This window comes from Streptomyces sp. NPDC001135, assembly GCF_053598395.1.
In genome coordinates, this window is record NZ_JBSFKD010000001.1 from 189,769 (window position 1) to 208,454 (window position 18,686).

The following is an 18,686-nucleotide window of genomic DNA, read 5'->3' on the forward strand; positions in this document are numbered from 1 at the left end:
AAATCTGGCTGGATTGCGCTGTTGCCGTACAACCCGTCCCCGGGGTCACGGATCTGATCGTGCGAGTCGACCGACTCCACGATCACTTCTCCCTCCAGGGGAACGCACATGCGCATACGTGCCACCGTGGCCGCCGTCACCGGCGCCCTGGCCCTCACCGCCCTCGCAGTCCCGGCCGCGCAGGCCGTCACCGACTCGGGCACGCCGTACACCCTGAACGTCAGTTTCTCGAACGTCACGATCGCCAAGGCGATCAAGGTCGGCAGCACCAACAAGGTCAGTACGACGTACTCGTACACGCTGACCCACGGCTCGGACGTGGACATCACCGCGAGCGACTTCTACACGGACGCCTTCCTGTACCACGGGACCTACAGCGACACGGCCCCGGAGCTGTACGGCGACAACCCGGCGACCTGCACCGCCACCTCGTCCACCACCGCCACCTGCACGGGCACGGTCGACATCTACCCGACCGACGCCGACCCGAAGATCGCCGACGCCGGTACCTGGAACGTGGCCGCCGAGGCCGTCGCCTTCAACGGCCAGGACCAGAACAACCCCGACATGAGCAAGGTCGGCTACAAGGACCAGAGCGGCCTGGGCACCACCCTGGTCCAGCGCTACTCGAAGCTGACGACCACCGTCAGCTCGACGTCCGTCTCCAAGGGCACGACCTTCACGGCGTCCGGCAAGCTCTCCCGCGCCGACTGGGACGACAACCTGTACCACGGCTACGCCAACCAGCCGGTCAAGCTCCAGTTCCGCAAGTCGGGCACGAGCACGTACACCACGGTCAAGACGGTGTACACCGACTCCTACGGCAACCTGAAGACGTCCGCGACCGCGAACTACAGCGGCTACTGGCGCTACAGCTTCGCCGGCACCTCGACGACCCCGGCGGTCAGCGCCACGGGTGTGTACGTCGGCGTGAAGTAACCCTCAGTCGGGAAAGCGGCGGTCGACCCACTTCCACAGGAACTCCAGGGCGACCGCCGCGACCACGGCGATACCGACGGCGGTCCACGGCATCGCCAGGCCGACCAGCTTCAGCGCGAAGAAGTCCTGCAGCCCCGGCACGGCCAGGACCAGCAGGAACGCCACACCCATCGCGGCCACCAGGGTCACCCGCCACCAGGTGTAGGGGCGGGCGATGATCGCCAGGATCCACAGGGAGACGAGGAACAGCGTCAGGGTGGCCGCGCTGGTCTGCGCGTCCAGCCGGCCCGGCCCGGTGTAGGAGGAACGGGCGATCAGGTACGTCGCGAAGGTCGCCACCCCGGCCACCACCCCGCCCGGGACCGAGTACCGCATCACCCGCCGTACGAAATGCGGTTTCGCGCGCTCCTTGTTGGGCGCCAGGGCCAGGAAGAACGCCGGGACACCGATGGTGAGGGTGGAGAGCAGGGTCAGATGCCGGGGCAGGAACGGATACTCCACCTGCCAGCACACCACCAGAACCGCCAGCAGCACCGAGTAGACGGTCTTCACCAGGAACAGCGTCGCCACGCGGGTGATGTTGCCGATCACCCGGCGGCCCTCGCCCACCACCGACGGCAGGCTCGCGAAGCTGTTGTCCAGCAGCACGATCTGCGCCACCGCCCGCGTCGCCTCCGAGCCGGAGCCCATGGCGACCCCGATGTCGGCGTCCTTCAGGGCCAGCACGTCGTTCACGCCGTCGCCGGTCATCGCGACGGTGTGCCCGTGCGCCTGGAGCGCACCGACCATGTCCCGCTTCTGCCGCGGGGTGACCCGCCCGAAGACGGTCCCCTCGTCCAGCGCCGCGGCCATACCGGGCCGGTCGGCCGGCAGCTGCCGCGCGTCCACCGTCGTACCCGCCAGGCCCAGCTTGGTGGCGACCGCGCCGACCGACACCGCGTTGTCGCCGGAGATGACCTTGGCGCGGACGTCCTGGTCCGCGAAGTAGCGCAGGGTGTCGGCCGCGTCGGGCCGCAGCCGCTGTTCCAGGACGACCAGGGCGGTGGGGCGGGCGCCGTGGGCCGGCTCGGGGTCGTCCAGGTCACGGCTCGCGCGGGCCAGCAGCAGCACCCGCAGCCCCTGCTCGTTCAGGCGCTCGGTGGCGGCCAGTGCCGGGTCGCCGTCGGAGAGCAGGACGTCCGGCGCGCCGAGCAACCAGGTGCTGGTCTCGCCGTCGGCCTCGCTGAACGCGGCCCCGCTGTACTTGCGGGCCGAGGAGAAGGGCAGCGACTCCACGCACCGCCAGTCCTCGCTGTCCGGGTAGGTGTCGATGATCGCCTGCAGGGAGGCGTTGGGGCGCGGGTCGGACTCGCCGAGCGCGCCGAGCACCCTGCGTACGTACCCCTCGTCGGCCCCGTCGAGCGGCCGCAGCTCGGAGACGTCCATGCCGCCCTCGGTGAGGGTGCCGGTCTTGTCCAGGCAGACGGTGTCGACGCGGGCCAGGCCCTCGATCGCCGGCAGCTCCTGCACCAGGCACTGCCTGCGCCCGAGCCGGATGACGCCGATCGCGAAGGCGACGGAGGTGAGCAGCACCAGCCCCTCCGGGACCATCGGGACGATGCCGCCGACGGTGCGGGCGACGGAGTCCTTCAAGCCGGTGCTCTTGACGACGAGCTGGGTGACGATGAGTCCGATCGCCGCCGGGACCATCATCCAGGTGACGTACTTGAGGATGGTGGAGATGCCGGTGCGCAGCTCGGAGTGGACCAGGGTGAAGCGGGAGGCCTCCTCGCCGAGCCGGGCCGCGTAGGCTTCGCGGCCCACCCTGGTCGCCCGGAAGGCGCCGCCGCCCGCGACCACGAAGCTGCCGGACAGGACGGGGTCGCCGGGGCGTTTGACGACGGGGTCGGCCTCGCCGGTGAGCAGCGACTCGTCGATCTCCAGCCCGTCGGCCTCCGCGCACACCCCGTCGACCACGGCCTTGTCGCCGGGCCCGATCTCGATCAGATCGTCCAGCACGATCTCGTCGGTGGCGACCTCGGTGGCTCTGCCGTCCCGGCGTACGGTCGGCCGGGCCTCCCCGATCACCGCGAGCGAGTCGAGCGTCTGCTTGGCCCGCCACTCCTGGACGATGCCGATGCCGGTGTTGGCGAGGATCACGAAGCCGAACAGGCTGTCCTGGATCGGTGCGACGAACAGCATGATCAGCCAGAGCACGCCGATGATCGCGTTGAACCGGGTGAAGACGTTGGCCCGGACGATCTCCCCGAGTGACCGGCTGCTGCGCACCGGCACGTCGTTGACGAGGCCGCGGTGGACGCGGTCCGCGACCTCGGCGCCGGTCAGCCCGTCCGAGGGTCTCTCCGGCGGGGCCACGGGGTGCACAGGGTCGAGTTCGGCGCCCGCGTCTATGTGGCTCATGCCATCGACGGTACGTGCGGATTTGCCCCCTTGCCCGCTTTACGGGTCACTCGACCGGCGTCGCCCGCGTGCCGGCCGTCCTCTTGATCGCCGCGTCCCGCTTGCGGACGTACCAGATGCCGATCAGCCCCAGGCCGCCCCCGGCCAGGCAGGTCCACAGCCACCACAGGTGCCCGTGGTCGTCGATCCAGCCGTAGAAGGGCAGCTGGACCAGGAAGAGCACGAACCACACGATCGTGCCGCCGGTGATGGTGGCGACCACGGGCCCCTCCAGGGGCTCCGGCGCCTCGTGCTTGGGGGTCCACTTGGCCATGCGCACAGCTTAAGCGCCGCCCCTCCACCACCCCCTGCCCCGCTGGTCTACGCGCGGAGATAGCGATAACCCGGTCATACGTTCATACTGAAACCGTTTGCCTTTGACCACTTCCGTTCGTATGAAACTCCAACAGGGCTCGGGGGAACCCGGTCGGAGATGAGGTCTCGCATGTCCACCTCGGCACCCGCCAAGGCGCCCACCCCCGAGAAGCCGGGCGGCGCGCCCGCCTTCGGAGCCCTCGACCGCTACTTCAGGATCTCCGAGCGCGGCAGCTCCGTCGCCCGCGAGATCCGCGGCGGTTTCGCCACCTTCTTCGCGATGGCGTACATCATCGTGCTGAACCCGATCATCCTCGGCAGCGCGAAGGACATGTACGGGCATCACCTGGACAACGGCCAGCTGGTGACGGCGACCGCGCTCACGGCCGCGTTCACCACCCTGCTGATGGGCGTCGTCGGCAACGTGCCGATCGCGCTCGCCGCCGGCCTCGGGGTGAACTCGGTCGTCGCCCTCCAGCTCGCGCCCCGCATGTCCTGGCCGGACGCCATGGGCATGGTCGTCCTCGCGGGGATCGTGGTCATGCTGCTGGTCGCCACGGGACTGCGCGAGCGCGTGATGAACGCCGTGCCGTTCGGTCTGCGCAAGGCGATCTCGATCGGTATCGGCCTGTTCATCATGCTCATCGGCCTGGTCGACTCCGGCTTCGTCACCCGTATGCCGGACGCCGCCCAGACCACCGTCCCGTTGCAGCTCGGTGTGGGCGGCCACCTGCACGGCTGGCCGGTGCTGGTCTTCATCCTGGGCGCGCTGCTCACCTTCGCGCTGATCGTCCGCAAGACGCCGGGCGCGATCCTGATCTCGATCGTCGGCATGACCGTCCTCGCGGTGATCCTCAACGCGGTCACCACGATCCCGTCCTGGGGCCTGACGGTCCCGAAGTGGCCGGGCAACCCGGTCTCCACCCCCGACTTCGGCCTGGTCGGCCAGGTCAGCCTGTTCGGCGGCTTCTCCAAGGTCGGCGTGCTGACCGGCGTCCTGTTCGTCTTCACGGTCCTGCTGTCGTGCTTCTTCGACGCGATGGGCACGATCATGGGGGTCAGCGACGAGGCCAAGCTGACCGACGCCGAGGGCTACATGCCGGGCATCAACAAGGTCCTCTTCGTCGACGGCCTCGCGGTCGCGGCGGGCGGCGCCAGCTCCTCGTCGGCCACCACGGCGTTCGTGGAGTCCACGGCCGGGGTCGGCGAGGGCGCCCGCACGGGCCTGGCGAACGTCGTCACCGGCGGCCTGTTCGCCGTGGCGCTGTTCCTCACCCCGATCGCCACGATGGTCCCGTCCCAGGCGGCCACCCCGGCGCTGGTCGCGGTCGGCTTCCTGATCCTGTCGAACTCGATCAAGGAGATCGACTGGGCGGACTACACCATCGCGATCCCGGCGTTCGTGACGATGCTGATGATGCCGTTCACCTACTCGATCACCAACGGCATCGGCATGGGCTTCATCACCTTCACCGTCCTGCGCCTGGCCGCCGGCCGGTTCCGGGACATCCCGGTCGCGATGTACGTGGTCTCGGCGGTGTTCGCCTTCTACTACCTGATGCCGGCCCTGGGCCTGACCTGAGCCATGGCCCTCTACGGCGTCAGGTGACGCCGTAGAACCTCTCCGTCTCCTCGACGGCGGCCTGGAACCGCTCGTCGAAGTCACCCCGGATGAGCGTGCGGACCACATAGTCCTGCACGCTCATTCCTCTTTTCGCCGCGTGTTGCCGGAGCCGTTCGAGCAGCTCCCCGTCCAACCGCAGGCTGAGCACACTGGTCCCCATGCGTACGAGGGTCGCCACATCCGGCCATCCGGCGCGTCACTTTCCTGAACCGACTCACTCATATGGGTGATCGTCGGCGTCAGTGGCGGGTATCACGCGGTATCGGGTGTGTCGTGGTGGTCTTTAGCGAGAGTAATGAGTTACTCTAAAGAACATGCCGGACCTCACCCATGGCGACGACGCGGCCGCCGTGAACTCCCTCCGCTCCGCCGTGATGCGGCTGTCCCGTCGGCTCAAGCACCAGCGGGTCGACGAGTCGCTGAGCCCCACCGAGATGTCGGTGCTCGGCACCCTCTTCCGCTGCGGCTCGGCCACGCCGGGCGAGCTGGCCCGCAAGGAGCACGTCCAGCCGCCGTCGATGACCCGCATCGTCGCGCTGCTCGAGGCCAAGGGGCTGGTCCGGCTGGAGCCGCACCCCGAGGACCGGCGCCAGAAGGTCGTCACCCAGACCGAGCAGGCCGAGGCGATGCTCGAGGAGAGCCGCCGCAAGCGCAACGCGTTCCTGGCCGGCCTGGTCGAGGGCCTCGACGAGGACGAGTGGGCCGCCCTGCGCGCCGCCGCCCCCGTGCTGGAGAAGCTCGCCCATCTGTAAGGACGTAACGCAAGGAGGCGAACCCCTTTGAGTACGGGATCCGGAAAAGATTCCGCCCCCGCACCGACCACTCCTACCCCCACCCCCCGCACGTCCTCGATGTTCAGCTCGCTGAAGATCAGGAACTACCGCCTCTTCTTCGTCGGCCAGGTCGTCTCGAACACCGGCACCTGGATGCAGCGCATCGCCCAGGACTGGCTCGTCCTCGGCCTCACCGGATCCTCCGCGGCCGTGGGCATCACGACGGCCCTCCAGTTCCTGCCGATGCTCCTGTTCGGCCTGTACGGCGGTGTCCTCGTGGACCGCCTCCCCAAGCGCCCCACGCTGCTGGTCACGCAGGCCTCGATGGCCGTCACGGGTCTCGCGCTGGCCTTCCTCACCCTCTCCGGCCACGTCCAGGTCTGGCACGTCTACGTCGCCGCCTTCGCCGTCGGTCTCGCCACGGTCGTCGACAACCCGGCCCGGCAGTCCTTCGTCTCCGAGATGGTCGGCCCCGAGCAGCTGCAGAACGCGGTCAGCCTGAACTCCGCGAACTTCCAGTCCGCCCGCCTGGTCGGCCCCGCCGTCGCCGGCCTCATGATCACCGGGGTGGGCACCGGCTGGGCGTTCCTCGCCAACGGCCTGTCCTTCGCCGCGCCCGTCACCGCACTGCTGCTGATGCGCGCCCGTGACCTGCACGTCGTCGAGCGCGCGCCGCGGGGCAGTGGCCAGCTGCGCGAGGGCCTGCGGTACGTGGCCAAGCGGCCGGAGCTGATCTGGCCGATCGTCCTGGTCGGCTTCATCGGCACCTTCGGCTTCAACTTCCCGGTGTGGCTGTCCGCCTACGCGGACGACGTCTTCCAGTCCGGTGCCGGCTCCTACAGCCTCTTCAACACCCTGATGGCCGTCGGCTCCCTGGTCGGCGCCCTGCTGGCCGCCCGGCGCGGCACGGCCCGCCTGCGCGTCCTGATCGCCGCAGCGCTGGCCTTCGGCACGCTGGAGGTGGTGGCCGCGCTGGCACCGTCGTACTGGCTGTTCGCGCTGCTGATGGTCCCGATCGGCGTCTTCGGGCTCACGGTCAACGTCACCGCCAACACCGCGGTCCAGATGGCCACCGACCCGGCCATGCGCGGCCGGGTGATGGCCCTGTTCATGATGGTGTTCATGGGCGGCACGCCGCTGGGCGCGCCGGTCGTCGGCTGGATCACCGACACCTACGGCGCGCGGGTCGGCTTCGTCGCCGGCGGCGTCGTATCGGCCACCGCGGCCGGGGTGATCGGCCTGGTCCTGGCCCGCGTCGGCGGCCTGCGGCTCGCGGTGGGCTGGCACCGCGGCCACCCACGGGTCCGTTTCGTGCCACGGGAGCGGGAGGAGCTGGCGACGGCGGCGTAGGACGGCCGGGGGCCGTTCGGGTCAGCGCCGCAGGGGCGACCGCTGTGCGCCGGGTGCGCGTCCGGGGTGGTGCTCGCGCCCACGCGGCGGGGCCGCACACCGATGCGGCCCCGCGCCCCGCCGGGGCGCTACAGCACCCTTCGGGCCAGCAGCATCCCCGGCCACTTGTCCTCGCCGACGGTGAAGGGCTCGACCCGGGTGAACCCCTGGCTCTCGTAGTACGCGACCAGCTTGCCGTCGTCGCCCGCGTAGCAGTCCACCCGCAGCAGCGAGATCCCGGCCCGCCGTGTCTCCTCGGCCGCGTGCGCGAGCAGCGCGGCACCGGCGCCGAGGCCCTTGAACCGGTGGTCGGTGGCGAAGAGGTGGATGTACCGCTCGGGCTCGTCGGCGGGCTCCAGGTACGGGCCGGGGCCCTTGCTGAGGGTGAGCGTGGCCGCCGGGACGCCGTCCACCTCGGCTATGTACGGCGTGCCCGCGGCGGTGATCCGGTGCACCAGTTCCACGGCCCGCTCGTTCGTCGACCAGGGCTCGGTGCCCCACTGGCCGGTACGGCCCTGTGAGACCAGCCACTCCACGGCACTGTCGAGCATGCCGAGGATCAGGGGCGCGTCGTGGGGGCCGCCTGTGCGCAGGGTGATCGTCATGGGCTCATCATGCCGATCCGCGTCTGCGAAGGTGAAGGAATGAGACTCTTCGCCGCGGTGCTCCCTCCGGAGCACGTCGTCCATGAACTCGCCGTCGAAGTCGACCAGTTGAAGAGGCTGCCCGGCGCGGAACGGCTGCGCTGGACGGGCCGCCCCGGCTGGCACTTCACCCTCGCCTTCTACGGCGAGGTCGCCGACGACCTCGTACCGGATCTCTCGGACCGCCTGGCCCGCGCGGCCCACCGCACCGCCCCCTTCGCCCTGGCACTCTCCGGCGGCGGCCAGTTCGGGCACGGCAAGGCCCTGTGGACGGGTGCCGCCGGCGAGGTGGAGGCGCTGCGGCTGCTGGCCGACCGGGCGGAGGCGGCGGCGCGGAAGGCGGGCGTGCCGATGGGGGAGCACCGGCGGTACAAGGCCCACCTGACGGTGGCGCGGGGCCGGGACTCGGTGGACGTGCGGCCGTACGTGGAGGCGCTGCGTGCCTTCGGCAGCCGTACCTGGACGGTGGACCAGCTGGTCCTGGTCCGCAGCAACCTGCCGACGTCCGGGGTGGCGGGGGAGCAGCCGCGGTATGAGGCGGTTGCCCGCTGGCAGCTCGGCGGGGCCGGTTAGGCTCGGTCACGTGGACCCGAAAACCCGGAACCGGATCATGGCCGGTGTGCTTGTGCTGATGTTCGTGGTGGTCGCCGTGGCGGCGGCCGTCAAGTAGCCGTGCGCCGGTGGAGCGGCGGGAACTGCGGCCGGTTCGCCGGGTGCGGGCCCGTCGCGGCCGGTCGCAGTTTCCCCGCACCCCTTTCGGGGCGCTGCCCTCACGGAGCTGTGAACCGCATCACCAGGCGAAGGCCTCCGGGGAGGGACCCGGGCCCGGGAAGACCTCGTCCAGGCCGGCCAGCAGGTCCTGGCCCAGCTCCAGCTCCGAGGCCCTGACCGCCGACTCCAGCTGCTCCGCGGTGCGCGGGCCGACGATCGGGCCGGTGACGCCGGGGCGGGTCAGCAGCCAGGCCAGGGCCACCTCGCCGGGCTCCAGGCCGTGCTTGTCGACCAGGTCCTCGTACGCCTGGACCTGGGCGCGGGCGGCGGGGTTCTTGAGGGTGTCGGCGGCCCGGCCGGAAGCACGGCGACCGCCCTCGACCTCCTTCTTGATGACCCCGCCGAGCAGTCCGCCGTGCAGCGGCGACCACGGGATGACCCCGAGGCCGTACTCCCGCGCGGCCGGGATGACCTCCATCTCGGCGCGCCGCTCGGCGAGGTTGTACAGGCACTGCTCGCTGACCAGCCCGATGGTGCCGCCGCGCCGGGCGGCGGTCTCGTTGGCCTGGGCGATCTTGTAGCCGGGGAAGTTGGAGGAGCCGGCGTAGAGGATCTTGCCCTGCTGGACCAGGGTGTCGATCGCCTGCCAGATCTCCTCGAACGGCGTGTTCCGGTCGATGTGGTGGAACTGGTAGAGGTCGATGCGGTCGGTCTGCAGCCGCTTGAGGCTGGCGTCAACGGCCCGGCGGATGTTCAGCGCGGAGAGCTTGTCGTGGTTGGGCCAGGCGGGCTGACCGGGCTGGGCGTCGGGGGCCATGTTGCCGTAGACCTTGGTGGCGAGGACGACCTTGTCGCGGCGGTCGCCGCCCTTGGCGAACCAGTTGCCGATGATGGTCTCGGTCCGGCCCTTGTTCTCCCCCCACCCGTACACGTTGGCGGTGTCGAAGAAGTTGATGCCCGCGTCCAACGCCGCGTCCATGATGGCGTGGCTGTCGGCCTCGTCGGTCTGCGGGCCGAAGTTCATGGTTCCGAGGACCAGTCGGCTGACCTTGAGTCCCGTGCGTCCTAGCTGCGTGTACTCCATGGTCCTCCAGCCAACGGCTTGAAGTGCGCTCGAAGCAAGGGCCCACCGGCGGTCAGTCGCGGGGGAACTCGTCGGTTTTGAGGGTGAGGCCGAGGGGGGTCGTGGTCATGTCGACGTCCGCTCCGAAGGCGACCGTCAGTTCGCTGAGGTACTCGCCGCCCTTCGGCTGGCTGTAGAGGTGGCACTTGCCCTGGTAGGGATCGGCGACGAGGTAGACGGCCACCTCGGCGGTGGCGTAGGCCGTCTTCTTGGGGCCGTAGTCGTTGTGTCCCGTGCCCTTCGAGATGACCTCCGCGACGAACTCGACGTCCTTGCACTGCCACAGGCCGTTGGGTGTCCTCTCGGCACCATCGGTCACGAGCGTGACGTCGGAGCAGAAGCCGTTGAGGTGGCCCGGGTAGTCGATCCGGACGTCCGACTTGACGCGCCTGCGCGGGTACTTGGTGCGCAACTGGTCGTAGATGTTGGCGATGATCTCCCAGTGGGTGTCCCGCTGCGGCGACATGAAGATGGCCCCCTCGACGATGTCGACCTTGTATCCCTCGGGGGTGGTCCGCTCGAGCGACTCGAACAGGTCGTCCAGAGTCAGCTCGCCGCTCTCCTCGGCCATCTCGATCCTGTCTTCAAGGACGGTTATCGTGGCGCTCCTCCCCGGCTGCCCCACGCACGAGTGCAACCGCGCGGTTCAACGATACGCACGGTGACCGGGGCACGCCGGAATCAGGTCAACCTGTTCCAGCCGCGTACGCCTGTCCGACTCCCCACGCCTCCCACATCGCCCCCGCGAAGGCCGCCGCGATCCGGTGTTCCCCGCTCGCGTTGGGATGCGTCCCGTCGTAGGTGTCGGTGTGGATGTCGTACGCCTCGGGCGGTGAGGCCAGCAGGATCGGTGAGCGGGGCTCGTCCAGGTCGGCGACCGTCTTCGCGAGCAGGACGTTGAAGAGGTCCACCTGCGCGGCGAAGGGGGCGTCCGCCTCGGCCCGGATGTTCGGGATGACCGGGAGCAGGACCATGCGGATACGCGGGTCGGCCGCGCGGGCGCCGGTGACGAAGGCGCGCACGTTCTGGGCCGTCTGCTCGGCGTTCGTGTAGAAGCCCAGGTCGATCAGGCCGAGGGAGACCAGCAGCACGTCCGCCCGGTGGGCCCGCACCGCCTCGCCGATCAGCGGAGCCATGTGCAGCCAGCCCTCGCCCCAGCCCGCCAGGTGGTGGCGCGGGAAGCCGGGGTCGGCGTAGGCGTACGAGGTGGGGGCGTCGGCCGACTTGTCGTACAGCTCCTCGCGCGGGCCGACGAAGGTGAACGGGCCGTCGTACGCGTCGCGCAGATGGCGCCACAGGCGGTAACGCCATGTGTGCTCGCCGGCGCTCCCGATCGTCATGGAGTCACCTACGGGCATGAACCTGAGCATCCGCTCATGATGGACGATCACGCGCACCGATGGGGTGTGAGGCCCACCACGTACGACGGACCCCCGCGGGGACCCGCCCGGTGAACCCCCGGGGGGAATGGCACGCTTGGGGCATGCGTCGATCGTTCGCCGTTCTCGCCGGGGTGCTGCTCGCCGGCGCCTGCGCGCTGCCCGCCTCCGCCGCCGACGGGGGCGGGGACCAGGGCTTCACCCTCAAGGACCCGCGGATCACCGAGTCCAGCGGGCTCGCCGCCTCGCACCTGCACCCCGGCGTCTACTGGACGCACAACGACAGCGACGACGGACCGTACCTCTACGCCGTGGACAGCCGGACCGGGAAGACCGTCGCCCGGGTCACCCTGCGCGGCATCGGCTCCCCGCGGGACGTCGAGGCCGTCTCCATCGGGCCGCACAACGAGATCTACCTGGGCGACATCGGTGACAACCTCGGCGGCAAGTGGCCGTACGTGTGGATCTACCGGCTGCCCGAGCCGAAGCAGCTGAAGGACCAGACGGTCACCGCGACGCAGTACGTCGTGAAGTACGCGAACGGGCCGCGGGACGCCGAGTCGCTGATCGTCCACCCGAAGACCGGGCGGGTCTACATCATCGACAAGAAGGAGGACGGCGGGCACCTGTACGAGGGCCCGTCCGCCCTCTCCACCTCCGGCGCGAACATCTTCAGGCCGATCGCCCCCGTCGACCTCTGGGCCACGGACGCGGCCTTCTCGCCGGACGGGCGACAGCTCGCCGTGCGCGGGTACTTCGGCGGGGTCTACTACGACTGGAACGGCGGTCGCATCAAGCGCGCCGGCCAACTCGACGTGCCCCTGCAGGGACAGGGGGAGGGCGTCACGTACTCCGTCGACGGGGCCAGGCTGCTGTACAGCAGCGAGGGCGCGGGCAGTGAGGTCGTCGCGAAGGGCGCGCCGGGCCGCTCCGCCGCCAAGTCGCCTTCCGCGAGCGGCGGCTCCACCACGGCCGGGGGCGGGACCGGGATCGGCACCGGGTTCGGGACCGGCGGCGCCGGGAGTCTGAAGGTCGGTGCCGTCGTCGTCGCGGTCGGAGCGCTCGTCCTCATCGGAATGCGGGGGCTGCGGCGGCGCCGGTGAGGCCCCGGGCGAAGACGCCCGGGACGTCACATCGGGAGCCGCAGCCCCGTACCGCGTTGCGTCAATAAATGCGTGTACGGTGCAGGCGTATGCTCGCGCCATGGTTCAGCACCGCATGATCGACGTGAACGGCATCCGGCTGCACATCGCGGAGGAGGGCGAGGGCCCGCTCGTCGTGCTGCTGCACGGCTTCCCCGAGTCCTGGCACTCCTGGCGCCACCAGTTCGGCCCCCTGGCCGCCGCCGGGTTCCGGGTGGTCGCCCCCGACCAGCGCGGATACGGTCGCAGCGACCACCCGCAGGACGTGGACGCGTACAGCATCCTCCATCTCGTCGGGGACGTGATCGGGCTGATCCACGCCCTGGGGGAGAAGCAGGCGTTCGTCGTCGGGCACGACTGGGGCGCGCCGGTGGCCTGGCACACCGCGCTGCTGCGGCCCGACGTGGTGCGCGGGGTCGCGGGGCTGAGCGTGCCGCCGCCGTTCCGCGGGGAACGGCCGCCGCTCGCCGCCATGCAGGAGCGGTTCGGCGGGCGGTTCTACTGGAACTACTTCAACCGGCCCGGGGTCGCCGACGCCGAGTTCGCCAAGGACACCCGCACCGCCCTGCGCAAGCTGTTCTACTCCGCCTCCGGTGACGCCCCCGGCGCCGGCCGCCCCGACCAGGCCCTGGTGGCCGACCCGGAGCGGGGCTGGCTGGCGGACATGACCGATCCGGAGGTGCTGCCGGACTGGCTCACCGAACAGGACCTGGACGCGCTCACCGAGAGCTACGCCAGGGGCTTCACCGGCGCCCTGAACTGGTACCGCAACCTGGACCGCAACTGGGAGCTGACCGCGGCCTGGCACGACGCGGTCGTCAGCGCGCCCGCGCTGTACCTGTACGGCGACCGTGATCTCGTCCCGGCGTTCCCGGGCACCCCGGAACTCATCGCCGAGCTGCCCCGGCTGATGCCCGACCTGCGCCGCGAGCCCGTCGTGCTGCCGGGCTGCGGCCACTGGACGCAGCAGGAGCGGCCCGGGGAAGTGAACGCCGCGCTGATCGGGTTCCTGACGGAGCTGCGGGGCTGAGGCCGCCCGTGACATGAGAGAAGGGCGCCCGGTGTGCACCGGGTGCCCTTCGCCGTCGTAGCCGCTACAGCTTCTCGATCACGTAGTCGACGCACTTCGTCAGCGCCTCGACGTCCGCCGGGTCGATCGCCGGGAACATCGCGATGCGCAGCTGGTTGCGGCCGAGCTTGCGGTACGGCTCGGTGTCCACGATGCCGTTGGCGCGCAGCACCTTGGCGACGGCGGCCGCGTCGATCTCGTCGGAGAAGTCGATCGTGCCGATGACCTGCGACCGCTTGGCCGGGTCGGCGACGAACGGGGTGGCGTACTTGGACTCCTCCGCCCAGGAGTACAGGCGGCTGGAGGAGTCCTTGGTGCGGGCCGTGGACCAGGCCAGACCACCCTGGCCGTTGAGCCACTCCAGCTGCTGGTTCAGCAGGAAGAGGGTGGCCAGCGCCGGGGTGTTGTACGTCTGGTTCTTGCGGGAGTTGTCGATCGCGGTCGGCAGCGAGAAGAACTCCGGGACGTGCCGGCCGGACGCGTGGACGCGCTCGGCGCGCTCGATCGCGGCCGGGGAGAAGACGCCGATCCACAGGCCGCCGTCGGAGGCGAAGGACTTCTGCGGGGCGAAGTAGTAGACGTCGGTCTCGGCGACGTCGACCGGGAGGCCGCCCGCGCCGCTCGTCGCGTCCACGAGGACGAGCGCGCCCTCGTCGGCCCCTTCGACCCGCTTGATCGGCATGGCGACGCCGGTCGAGGTCTCGTTGTGAGTGAAGGCGTAGACGTCGACGCCCGCCTCGGCCCGCGCCTCGGGGTGGGTGCCGGGGTCGGCGGCGACGACGGTCGGCTCGGCCAGCCAGGGCGCCAGCTTGGCGGCCTTCGCGAACTTGGAGGAGAACTCGCCGAAGCTCAGGTGCTGGGACTTGTTCTCGATCAGACCGTGGGTGGCGATGTCCCAGAAGGCGGTGGAGCCACCGTTGCCGAGGACCACCTCGTAGCCCTCGGGGAGGGAGAACAGGGAGCTGATGCCCTCACGGACCTGGCCCACCAGGTTCTTGACGGGGGCCTGGCGGTGGGAGGTGCCCAGCAGGGACGTGCCGGTGGCGGCGAGGGCGTCCAGCGCCTCGGTGCGCACCTTGGAGGGGCCCGCGCCGAAACGTCCGTCGGCGGGCTTGATGTCAGCGGGGATCTGGATGTCGGCCACGAGTCGGAGGGTATCCCGCTGGGCGAAACCGGGCGCAACGGCGTCCGTCGGATGAGACGAGATCACCGAACCGTGGACTTGTGAAGTAGTACGACGATCTGCGCGGGGCTGTGAAAACCTTCGGTGACTGTCCGTGAGCGGATGCATCCTGGACGCATGACGGATCACTCGGGTCTCGAAGCGGAGCTGCGCGGCGCCGTCCGGGGCGAGGTCGGTTTCGACACCACCTCCCGGGCGCTGGTCACCATGGACGCCTCCAACTACCGGCGTGTCCCGCTGGGCGTGGTAGCCCCCACCGGCGCCGACGACGTGGCCGCCGTGCTGGAGGTCTGCCGGGCGCGCGGGGTGCCCGTGGTGGCACGCGGCGGGGGCACGTCGATCGCCGGACAGGCGACCGGCACCGGCGTGGTCCTGGACTTCACCCGGCACATGAACGGCCTGCTGGAGCTGGACCCGGGCACCCGCACGGCCGTCGTACAGCCGGGGCTCGTCCTCGACCGGCTCCAGGAGGCCGCCGCCCCGCACGGCCTGCGCTTCGGCCCGGATCCCTCCACACACAGCCGCTGCACGCTCGGCGGAATGATCGGCAACAACTCCTGCGGCTCGCACTCGGTGGCCTGGGGGACGACCGCGGACAGCGTGCGCGAGCTGTCCGTCATCACCGCGCGGGGACGCCGGCTGCGGCTCGCACGGGACTGGGCGGGCGCACCGGAAGGGCTGCGCGAGCTGGCCCAGGGCGAACTGGCCCGGCTGCGCACCGGCTTCCCCGACCTGCCCCGCCGCATCTCCGGATACGCGCTGGACGCGCTGCTGCCCGAGAGGGGCGCGGACGTCGCCCGCTCCTTCTGCGGCTCGGAGGGCACCCTCGGCATCCTCACCGAAGCGGTCGTCCACCTGGTGCGGGCCCCACGCGCGCGTGCCCTGGCCGTGCTGGCGTACGGCGACGAGAGCGCCGCCGCCGAGGCCGCCGCCGGGCTGCTGCCGCTCGGCCCCCTGACGGTGGAGGGCATGGCGGCCGACCTCGTGCGTTCACCGGCCGGACTGCCCGAGGGGGGCGCCTGGCTGTTCGTGGAGACCGGCGGCGAGTCACCGGCCGAGGCACGCGCGCGTGCGCAGGCCGTCGTCCGCGCGGCCGACGTGACCGACTCCCTGGTGGTGACCGACCCGGCCGCCCAGGGTGCCCTGTGGCGCATCCGCGAGGACGCGAGCGGCACGGCCACGCGGATGCCGGACGGCGGGGAGGCCTGGCCCGGCTGGGAGGACTGCGCGGTGCCGCCCGCCCGGCTCGGCGCCTATCTGCGGGACTTCCGCGCCCTGCTGTCGGCGCACGGCCTGCGCGGCACGCCGTACGGCCACTTCGGTGACGGCTGCATCCACGTCCGTATCGACTTCGACCTGCTCACCGAGGCCGGCATCCGCCGCTTCCGCCGCTTCTCCGAGGAACTGGCCGACCTGGTGGTGGAACACGGCGGCTCGCTGTCCGGGGAGCACGGGGACGGGCAGGCCCGCGCGGAGCTGCTGCCGCGCATGTACGGCGCCGAGACGGTCCTGCTCTTCGAGCGGGCCAAGGCGCTCTGGGACCCCGACGACCTGCTCAACCCCGGCATGCTGGTCCGCCCCGCCCCGCTCGACACCAACCTCCGCTTCTCGGTGCTGCCGCGAGGGCCGGTCGACGTGGCCTTCGGCTACCCGGCCGACGGCGGCGACTTCCGCGCGGCGGTCCGCCGCTGCGTCGGCGTCGCCAAGTGCCGTACGACCACGGCGGCCGGCCCCGCCGTGATGTGCCCGTCCTTCCGGGCGACCGGCGAGGAGGAGCACTCCACGCGCGGCCGGGCCCGGCTGCTGCACGAGATGCTCGCGGGTGAACTGGTCGGCGACGGCTGGCGGTCCACGGAGGTCCGTGACGCCCTGGACCTGTGTCTGTCCTGCAAGGGCTGCCGCTCCGACTGTCCGGTCGGCGTGGACATGGCCACCTACAAGGCGGAGTTCCTGCACCACCACTACGCCGGCCGCCGCCGCCCCGCGGCCCACCTCAGCATGGGCCGCCTGCCGCAGTGGCTGCGCTGGGTGGCCGCCACCCGCACGGCCCCGCTGCTCAACGCCCTGGCCTCGGTGGGGCCGCTGGCCCGCGCCGGGAAGCGGCTGGCCGGGATCGCGGCCGAGCGGCAGATCCCCCGGCTGGCGACGCAGACATTCACCGGCTGGTGGCGCCGGAGGAAACCGGCACGGGGGTCGGTACCGGGTGTGGGTGGTTCGGTGCCGGGGGCGGGCGCTTCTGGGGCGGGGGCGGGTGTTTCGGCGCCGGGGACGGGTGGTGCGCTGCCGGGGTCGGGTGGTGCTGTGCCGGGTGTGGGTGGTGCGCTGCCGGGGACGGGTGGTGCTGTGCCGGGGGCGGGCGCTTCTGGGGCGGGGGCCGGTGGCTTCGGTGTGGGCGATCTGGTCGTCCTCTGGCCGGACACCTTCACCGAGCATCTGTCCCCGTCCGTCGGCCGGGCCGCCGTCCGGGTGCTGGAGGCCGCCGGCCTGCGCGTGACCCTCCCGCCCGCCCTCCGGCCCCGCCGGGGAGCGATCGGGGACGGCCGCACCCGGGCCGCCACCGCACTCCTCACCGCCCGCCGGGCCCGGGTCTGCTGCGGCCTCACCTACATCTCCACCGGCCAACTCGACCACGCCCGCAGGGTGCTGCGCCGCACGCTCGACCTCATGGAACCGGTGCTGCGAGCCGGCGTGTCGGTCGTCGTCCTGGAACCGAGCTGCGCCGCCGCCCTGCGCACCGACCTGCCCGAGCTGCTGTCCGAGGATCCCCGGGCGGCCCGACTCGCCTCGCTCGTCGAGACGTTCGCCGAGACCCTGGAACGGCACGCCGGGCACTGGACCCCTCCCGCCGTCGGCCGCCCGGTCGCCGGCCAGACCCACTGCCACCAGCACGCGGTGCTCGGCGACGCCCCCGACCGCCGGCTGCGCGAGTCCGCGGGCCTCACCGGCGAGCTCAGCGGCGGCTGCTGCGGCCTCGCGGGCGACTTCGGCTTCGAGAAGGGCCACTTCGAGGTGTCGAGAGCCTGCGCGGAGGAGCAACTCCTGCCCTCTGTCCGCGAAGCGCCCGAGCGGACGGTGATCCTGGCCGACGGCTTCTCCTGCCGCACCCAACTGGAACAGCTGGCCGGGGTGCGGGGCCTGCATCTGGCGGAGGTGCTGGCCCAGGCACTGGACGAGAACACGAGGAGGAACAAGTGACGCACGAGTACGGCAGGTTGGCGGTCCTCTCCGACATCCACGGGGTACTGCCCGCCCTGGAAGCCGTCCTGGCCGAGCCCGAGGTGGCCGCGGCCGACCGCATCGTCCTCACCGGGGACATCACGGCGGGCCCGCAGCCGGCCGAGGTGCTGGACCTGCTGCGGGAACAGGGCGAGCGGGTGCTGTGGCTGGCCGGGAACGCCGACCGGGAGCTGGTGGAGTACCGCCGTGGCGCACGCACCGAAATCCCGGACCCCATAGGTGTCTTCGCCGCGCAGGCGCTCCGCGCGGACCAGATCGATTTCCTCGCCGCCCTCCCCAAGACCCTCACCCTGCGCGTCCGCGGCCTCGGCACGGTCCTGTTCTGCCATGCCACCCCGCGCGACGACGAGGAACTGGTCCTGGTGGACTCCCGGCCGGCCCGCTGGTCGGAGGTCTTCACCGGCCTGTCGCCGGACGTCGGCACGGTCGTCTGCGGCCACACCCACATGCCCTACGTCCGCCTCGCGCACGGCCGTCTGGTGGTCAACCCCGGCAGCGTCGGCATGCCCTACGGCCGTCCCGGCGCCCACTGGTGCCTCCTCGGCTCCGGTGCCGACCTGCGCGTGACGCCGTACGACATACCGGCGGCCGTCGCCCGGCTCACCGCGGAGTGCGCCTACCCGGACATCGCCGAGTGGGCCGACTACTTCCTCCACGCCCGCGCGACGGACACGGAGGTGCTGGCCGCGTGGGGGCCGAAGGCCGGGAGTTCATAAGGC

The 18,686-nt window shown here is 71.3% G+C and carries 17 protein-coding genes; 9 read left to right on the forward strand and 8 right to left on the reverse strand.

All coding sequences use genetic code 11. The features are described 5' to 3' along the window. Positions 1-108 precede the first annotated feature (108 nt). On the forward strand, positions 109-939 hold the full coding sequence (locus ACWC94_RS01015) for a hypothetical protein (RefSeq protein WP_450794215.1): 831 nt from the start codon (positions 109-111) through the stop codon (positions 937-939). A gap of 3 nt (positions 940-942) precedes the next feature. On the opposite strand, the gene ACWC94_RS01020 is transcribed toward ACWC94_RS01015, so the two are convergent. Next, a complete protein-coding gene (locus ACWC94_RS01020; RefSeq protein ID WP_450794216.1) occupies positions 943-3,339 on the reverse strand; it encodes a cation-translocating P-type ATPase in 2,397 nt (798 codons plus the stop codon). A gap of 46 nt (positions 3,340-3,385) precedes the next feature. Beyond that, on the reverse strand, positions 3,386-3,652 hold the full coding sequence (locus ACWC94_RS01025) for a DUF2530 domain-containing protein (protein ID WP_450794217.1): 267 nt from the start codon (positions 3,650-3,652) through the stop codon (positions 3,386-3,388). A 171-nt stretch (positions 3,653-3,823) separates the two neighbouring features. On the opposite strand from ACWC94_RS01025, the gene ACWC94_RS01030 reads away from it, so the two are divergent. Further along, a complete protein-coding gene (locus ACWC94_RS01030) occupies positions 3,824-5,275 on the forward strand; it encodes an NCS2 family permease (RefSeq protein WP_450794218.1) in 1,452 nt (483 codons plus the stop codon). Positions 5,276-5,294: 19 nt separating this feature from the next. On the opposite strand, the gene ACWC94_RS01035 is transcribed toward ACWC94_RS01030, so the two are convergent. After that, positions 5,295-5,477 (reverse strand): ribbon-helix-helix protein, CopG family, encoded by a 183-nt coding sequence (locus ACWC94_RS01035; protein ID WP_450794219.1) that lies wholly within the window; start codon positions 5,475-5,477, stop codon positions 5,295-5,297. Between the two features lie 154 nt (positions 5,478-5,631). On the opposite strand from ACWC94_RS01035, the gene ACWC94_RS01040 reads away from it, so the two are divergent. Beyond that, complete coding sequence (locus ACWC94_RS01040; protein ID WP_076087155.1) at positions 5,632-6,069, forward strand: MarR family winged helix-turn-helix transcriptional regulator; 438 nt, start codon at positions 5,632-5,634, stop codon at positions 6,067-6,069. Between the two features lie 99 nt (positions 6,070-6,168). Next, positions 6,169-7,440 (forward strand): MFS transporter, encoded by a 1,272-nt coding sequence (locus tag ACWC94_RS01045; RefSeq protein ID WP_450794220.1) that lies wholly within the window; start codon positions 6,169-6,171, stop codon positions 7,438-7,440. A gap of 128 nt (positions 7,441-7,568) precedes the next feature. Here the strand turns inward: ACWC94_RS01045 and ACWC94_RS01050 are convergent, their stop codons facing one another. Beyond that, entirely contained in the window at positions 7,569-8,084 is a 516-nt protein-coding gene (locus tag ACWC94_RS01050; RefSeq protein ID WP_450794221.1) for a GNAT family N-acetyltransferase, read from the reverse strand. A gap of 39 nt (positions 8,085-8,123) precedes the next feature. On the opposite strand from ACWC94_RS01050, the gene thpR reads away from it, so the two are divergent. Further along, positions 8,124-8,696, forward strand: a complete 573-nt coding sequence (gene thpR, locus ACWC94_RS01055) for an RNA 2',3'-cyclic phosphodiesterase (protein WP_450794222.1) — start codon at positions 8,124-8,126, stop codon at positions 8,694-8,696. Between the two features lie 217 nt (positions 8,697-8,913). Here thpR and ACWC94_RS01060 read toward each other — a convergent pair whose 3' ends face one another. From ACWC94_RS01060 to ACWC94_RS01070, 3 genes are all read right to left on the reverse strand, one after another. Further along, positions 8,914-9,918: an aldo/keto reductase gene (locus tag ACWC94_RS01060; RefSeq protein ID WP_450794223.1), complete on the reverse strand. Its 1,005-nt coding sequence runs from the start codon at positions 9,916-9,918 to the stop codon at positions 8,914-8,916. 52 nt (positions 9,919-9,970) lie between these two features. Beyond that, on the reverse strand, positions 9,971-10,528 hold the full coding sequence (locus ACWC94_RS01065) for a Uma2 family endonuclease (protein WP_450794224.1): 558 nt from the start codon (positions 10,526-10,528) through the stop codon (positions 9,971-9,973). Positions 10,529-10,643: 115 nt separating this feature from the next. After that, the gene (locus ACWC94_RS01070) at positions 10,644-11,327 is read right to left on the reverse strand and encodes a GDSL-type esterase/lipase family protein (protein WP_450794225.1); all 684 of its coding nucleotides are present in this window, start codon (positions 11,325-11,327) and stop codon (positions 10,644-10,646) included. A gap of 113 nt (positions 11,328-11,440) precedes the next feature. Here ACWC94_RS01070 and ACWC94_RS01075 point away from each other — a divergent pair, with 113 nt between their 5' ends. Further along, positions 11,441-12,439: a WD40 repeat domain-containing protein gene (locus ACWC94_RS01075; protein WP_450794226.1), complete on the forward strand. Its 999-nt coding sequence runs from the start codon at positions 11,441-11,443 to the stop codon at positions 12,437-12,439. 100 nt (positions 12,440-12,539) lie between these two features. Further along, complete coding sequence (locus tag ACWC94_RS01080; RefSeq protein ID WP_450794227.1) at positions 12,540-13,508, forward strand: alpha/beta fold hydrolase; 969 nt, start codon at positions 12,540-12,542, stop codon at positions 13,506-13,508. Positions 13,509-13,572: 64 nt separating this feature from the next. Here the strand turns inward: ACWC94_RS01080 and serC are convergent, their stop codons facing one another. Continuing rightward, complete coding sequence (serC, locus tag ACWC94_RS01085; protein ID WP_450794228.1) at positions 13,573-14,691, reverse strand: phosphoserine transaminase; 1,119 nt, start codon at positions 14,689-14,691, stop codon at positions 13,573-13,575. A gap of 156 nt (positions 14,692-14,847) precedes the next feature. On the opposite strand from serC, the gene ACWC94_RS01090 reads away from it, so the two are divergent. Together ACWC94_RS01090 and ACWC94_RS01095 are read left to right on the forward strand one after the other, a co-directional pair. Continuing rightward, positions 14,848-17,925 (forward strand): FAD-binding and (Fe-S)-binding domain-containing protein, encoded by a 3,078-nt coding sequence (locus ACWC94_RS01090; RefSeq protein WP_450794229.1) that lies wholly within the window; start codon positions 14,848-14,850, stop codon positions 17,923-17,925. Then, positions 17,922-18,683: a metallophosphoesterase family protein gene (locus ACWC94_RS01095; protein WP_450794231.1), complete on the forward strand. Its 762-nt coding sequence runs from the start codon at positions 17,922-17,924 to the stop codon at positions 18,681-18,683. The genes ACWC94_RS01090 and ACWC94_RS01095 overlap by 4 nt, the downstream gene beginning before the upstream one ends. The last annotated feature ends 3 nt before the right edge of the window (positions 18,684-18,686 follow it).

Bases quoted from the DNA above. Each gene is read 5' to 3' on its own strand.
- ACWC94_RS01065 (WP_450794224.1), bottom strand. From the start codon at position 10,528: ATGGCCGAGGAGAGCGGCGAGCTGACTCTGGACGACCTGTTCGAGTCG.
- ACWC94_RS01020 (WP_450794216.1), bottom strand. From the start codon at position 3,339: ATGAGCCACATAGACGCGGGCGCCGAACTCGACCCTGTGCACCCCGTG.
- ACWC94_RS01035 (WP_450794219.1), bottom strand. From the start codon at position 5,477: ATGGGGACCAGTGTGCTCAGCCTGCGGTTGGACGGGGAGCTGCTCGAA.
- ACWC94_RS01060 (WP_450794223.1), bottom strand. From the start codon at position 9,918: ATGGAGTACACGCAGCTAGGACGCACGGGACTCAAGGTCAGCCGACTG.
- ACWC94_RS01090 (WP_450794229.1), top strand. From the start codon at position 14,848: ATGACGGATCACTCGGGTCTCGAAGCGGAGCTGCGCGGCGCCGTCCGG.
- ACWC94_RS01025 (WP_450794217.1), bottom strand. From the start codon at position 3,652: ATGGCCAAGTGGACCCCCAAGCACGAGGCGCCGGAGCCCCTGGAGGGG.
- ACWC94_RS01070 (WP_450794225.1), bottom strand. From the start codon at position 11,327: ATGCTCAGGTTCATGCCCGTAGGTGACTCCATGACGATCGGGAGCGCC.
- thpR (WP_450794222.1), top strand. From the start codon at position 8,124: ATGAGACTCTTCGCCGCGGTGCTCCCTCCGGAGCACGTCGTCCATGAA.
- ACWC94_RS01030 (WP_450794218.1), top strand. From the start codon at position 3,824: ATGTCCACCTCGGCACCCGCCAAGGCGCCCACCCCCGAGAAGCCGGGC.
- ACWC94_RS01050 (WP_450794221.1), bottom strand. From the start codon at position 8,084: ATGACGATCACCCTGCGCACAGGCGGCCCCCACGACGCGCCCCTGATC.
- ACWC94_RS01045 (WP_450794220.1), top strand. From the start codon at position 6,169: ATGTTCAGCTCGCTGAAGATCAGGAACTACCGCCTCTTCTTCGTCGGC.
- ACWC94_RS01080 (WP_450794227.1), top strand. From the start codon at position 12,540: ATGGTTCAGCACCGCATGATCGACGTGAACGGCATCCGGCTGCACATC.
- ACWC94_RS01015 (WP_450794215.1), top strand. From the start codon at position 109: ATGCGCATACGTGCCACCGTGGCCGCCGTCACCGGCGCCCTGGCCCTC.
- ACWC94_RS01075 (WP_450794226.1), top strand. From the start codon at position 11,441: ATGCGTCGATCGTTCGCCGTTCTCGCCGGGGTGCTGCTCGCCGGCGCC.
- ACWC94_RS01040 (WP_076087155.1), top strand. From the start codon at position 5,632: ATGCCGGACCTCACCCATGGCGACGACGCGGCCGCCGTGAACTCCCTC.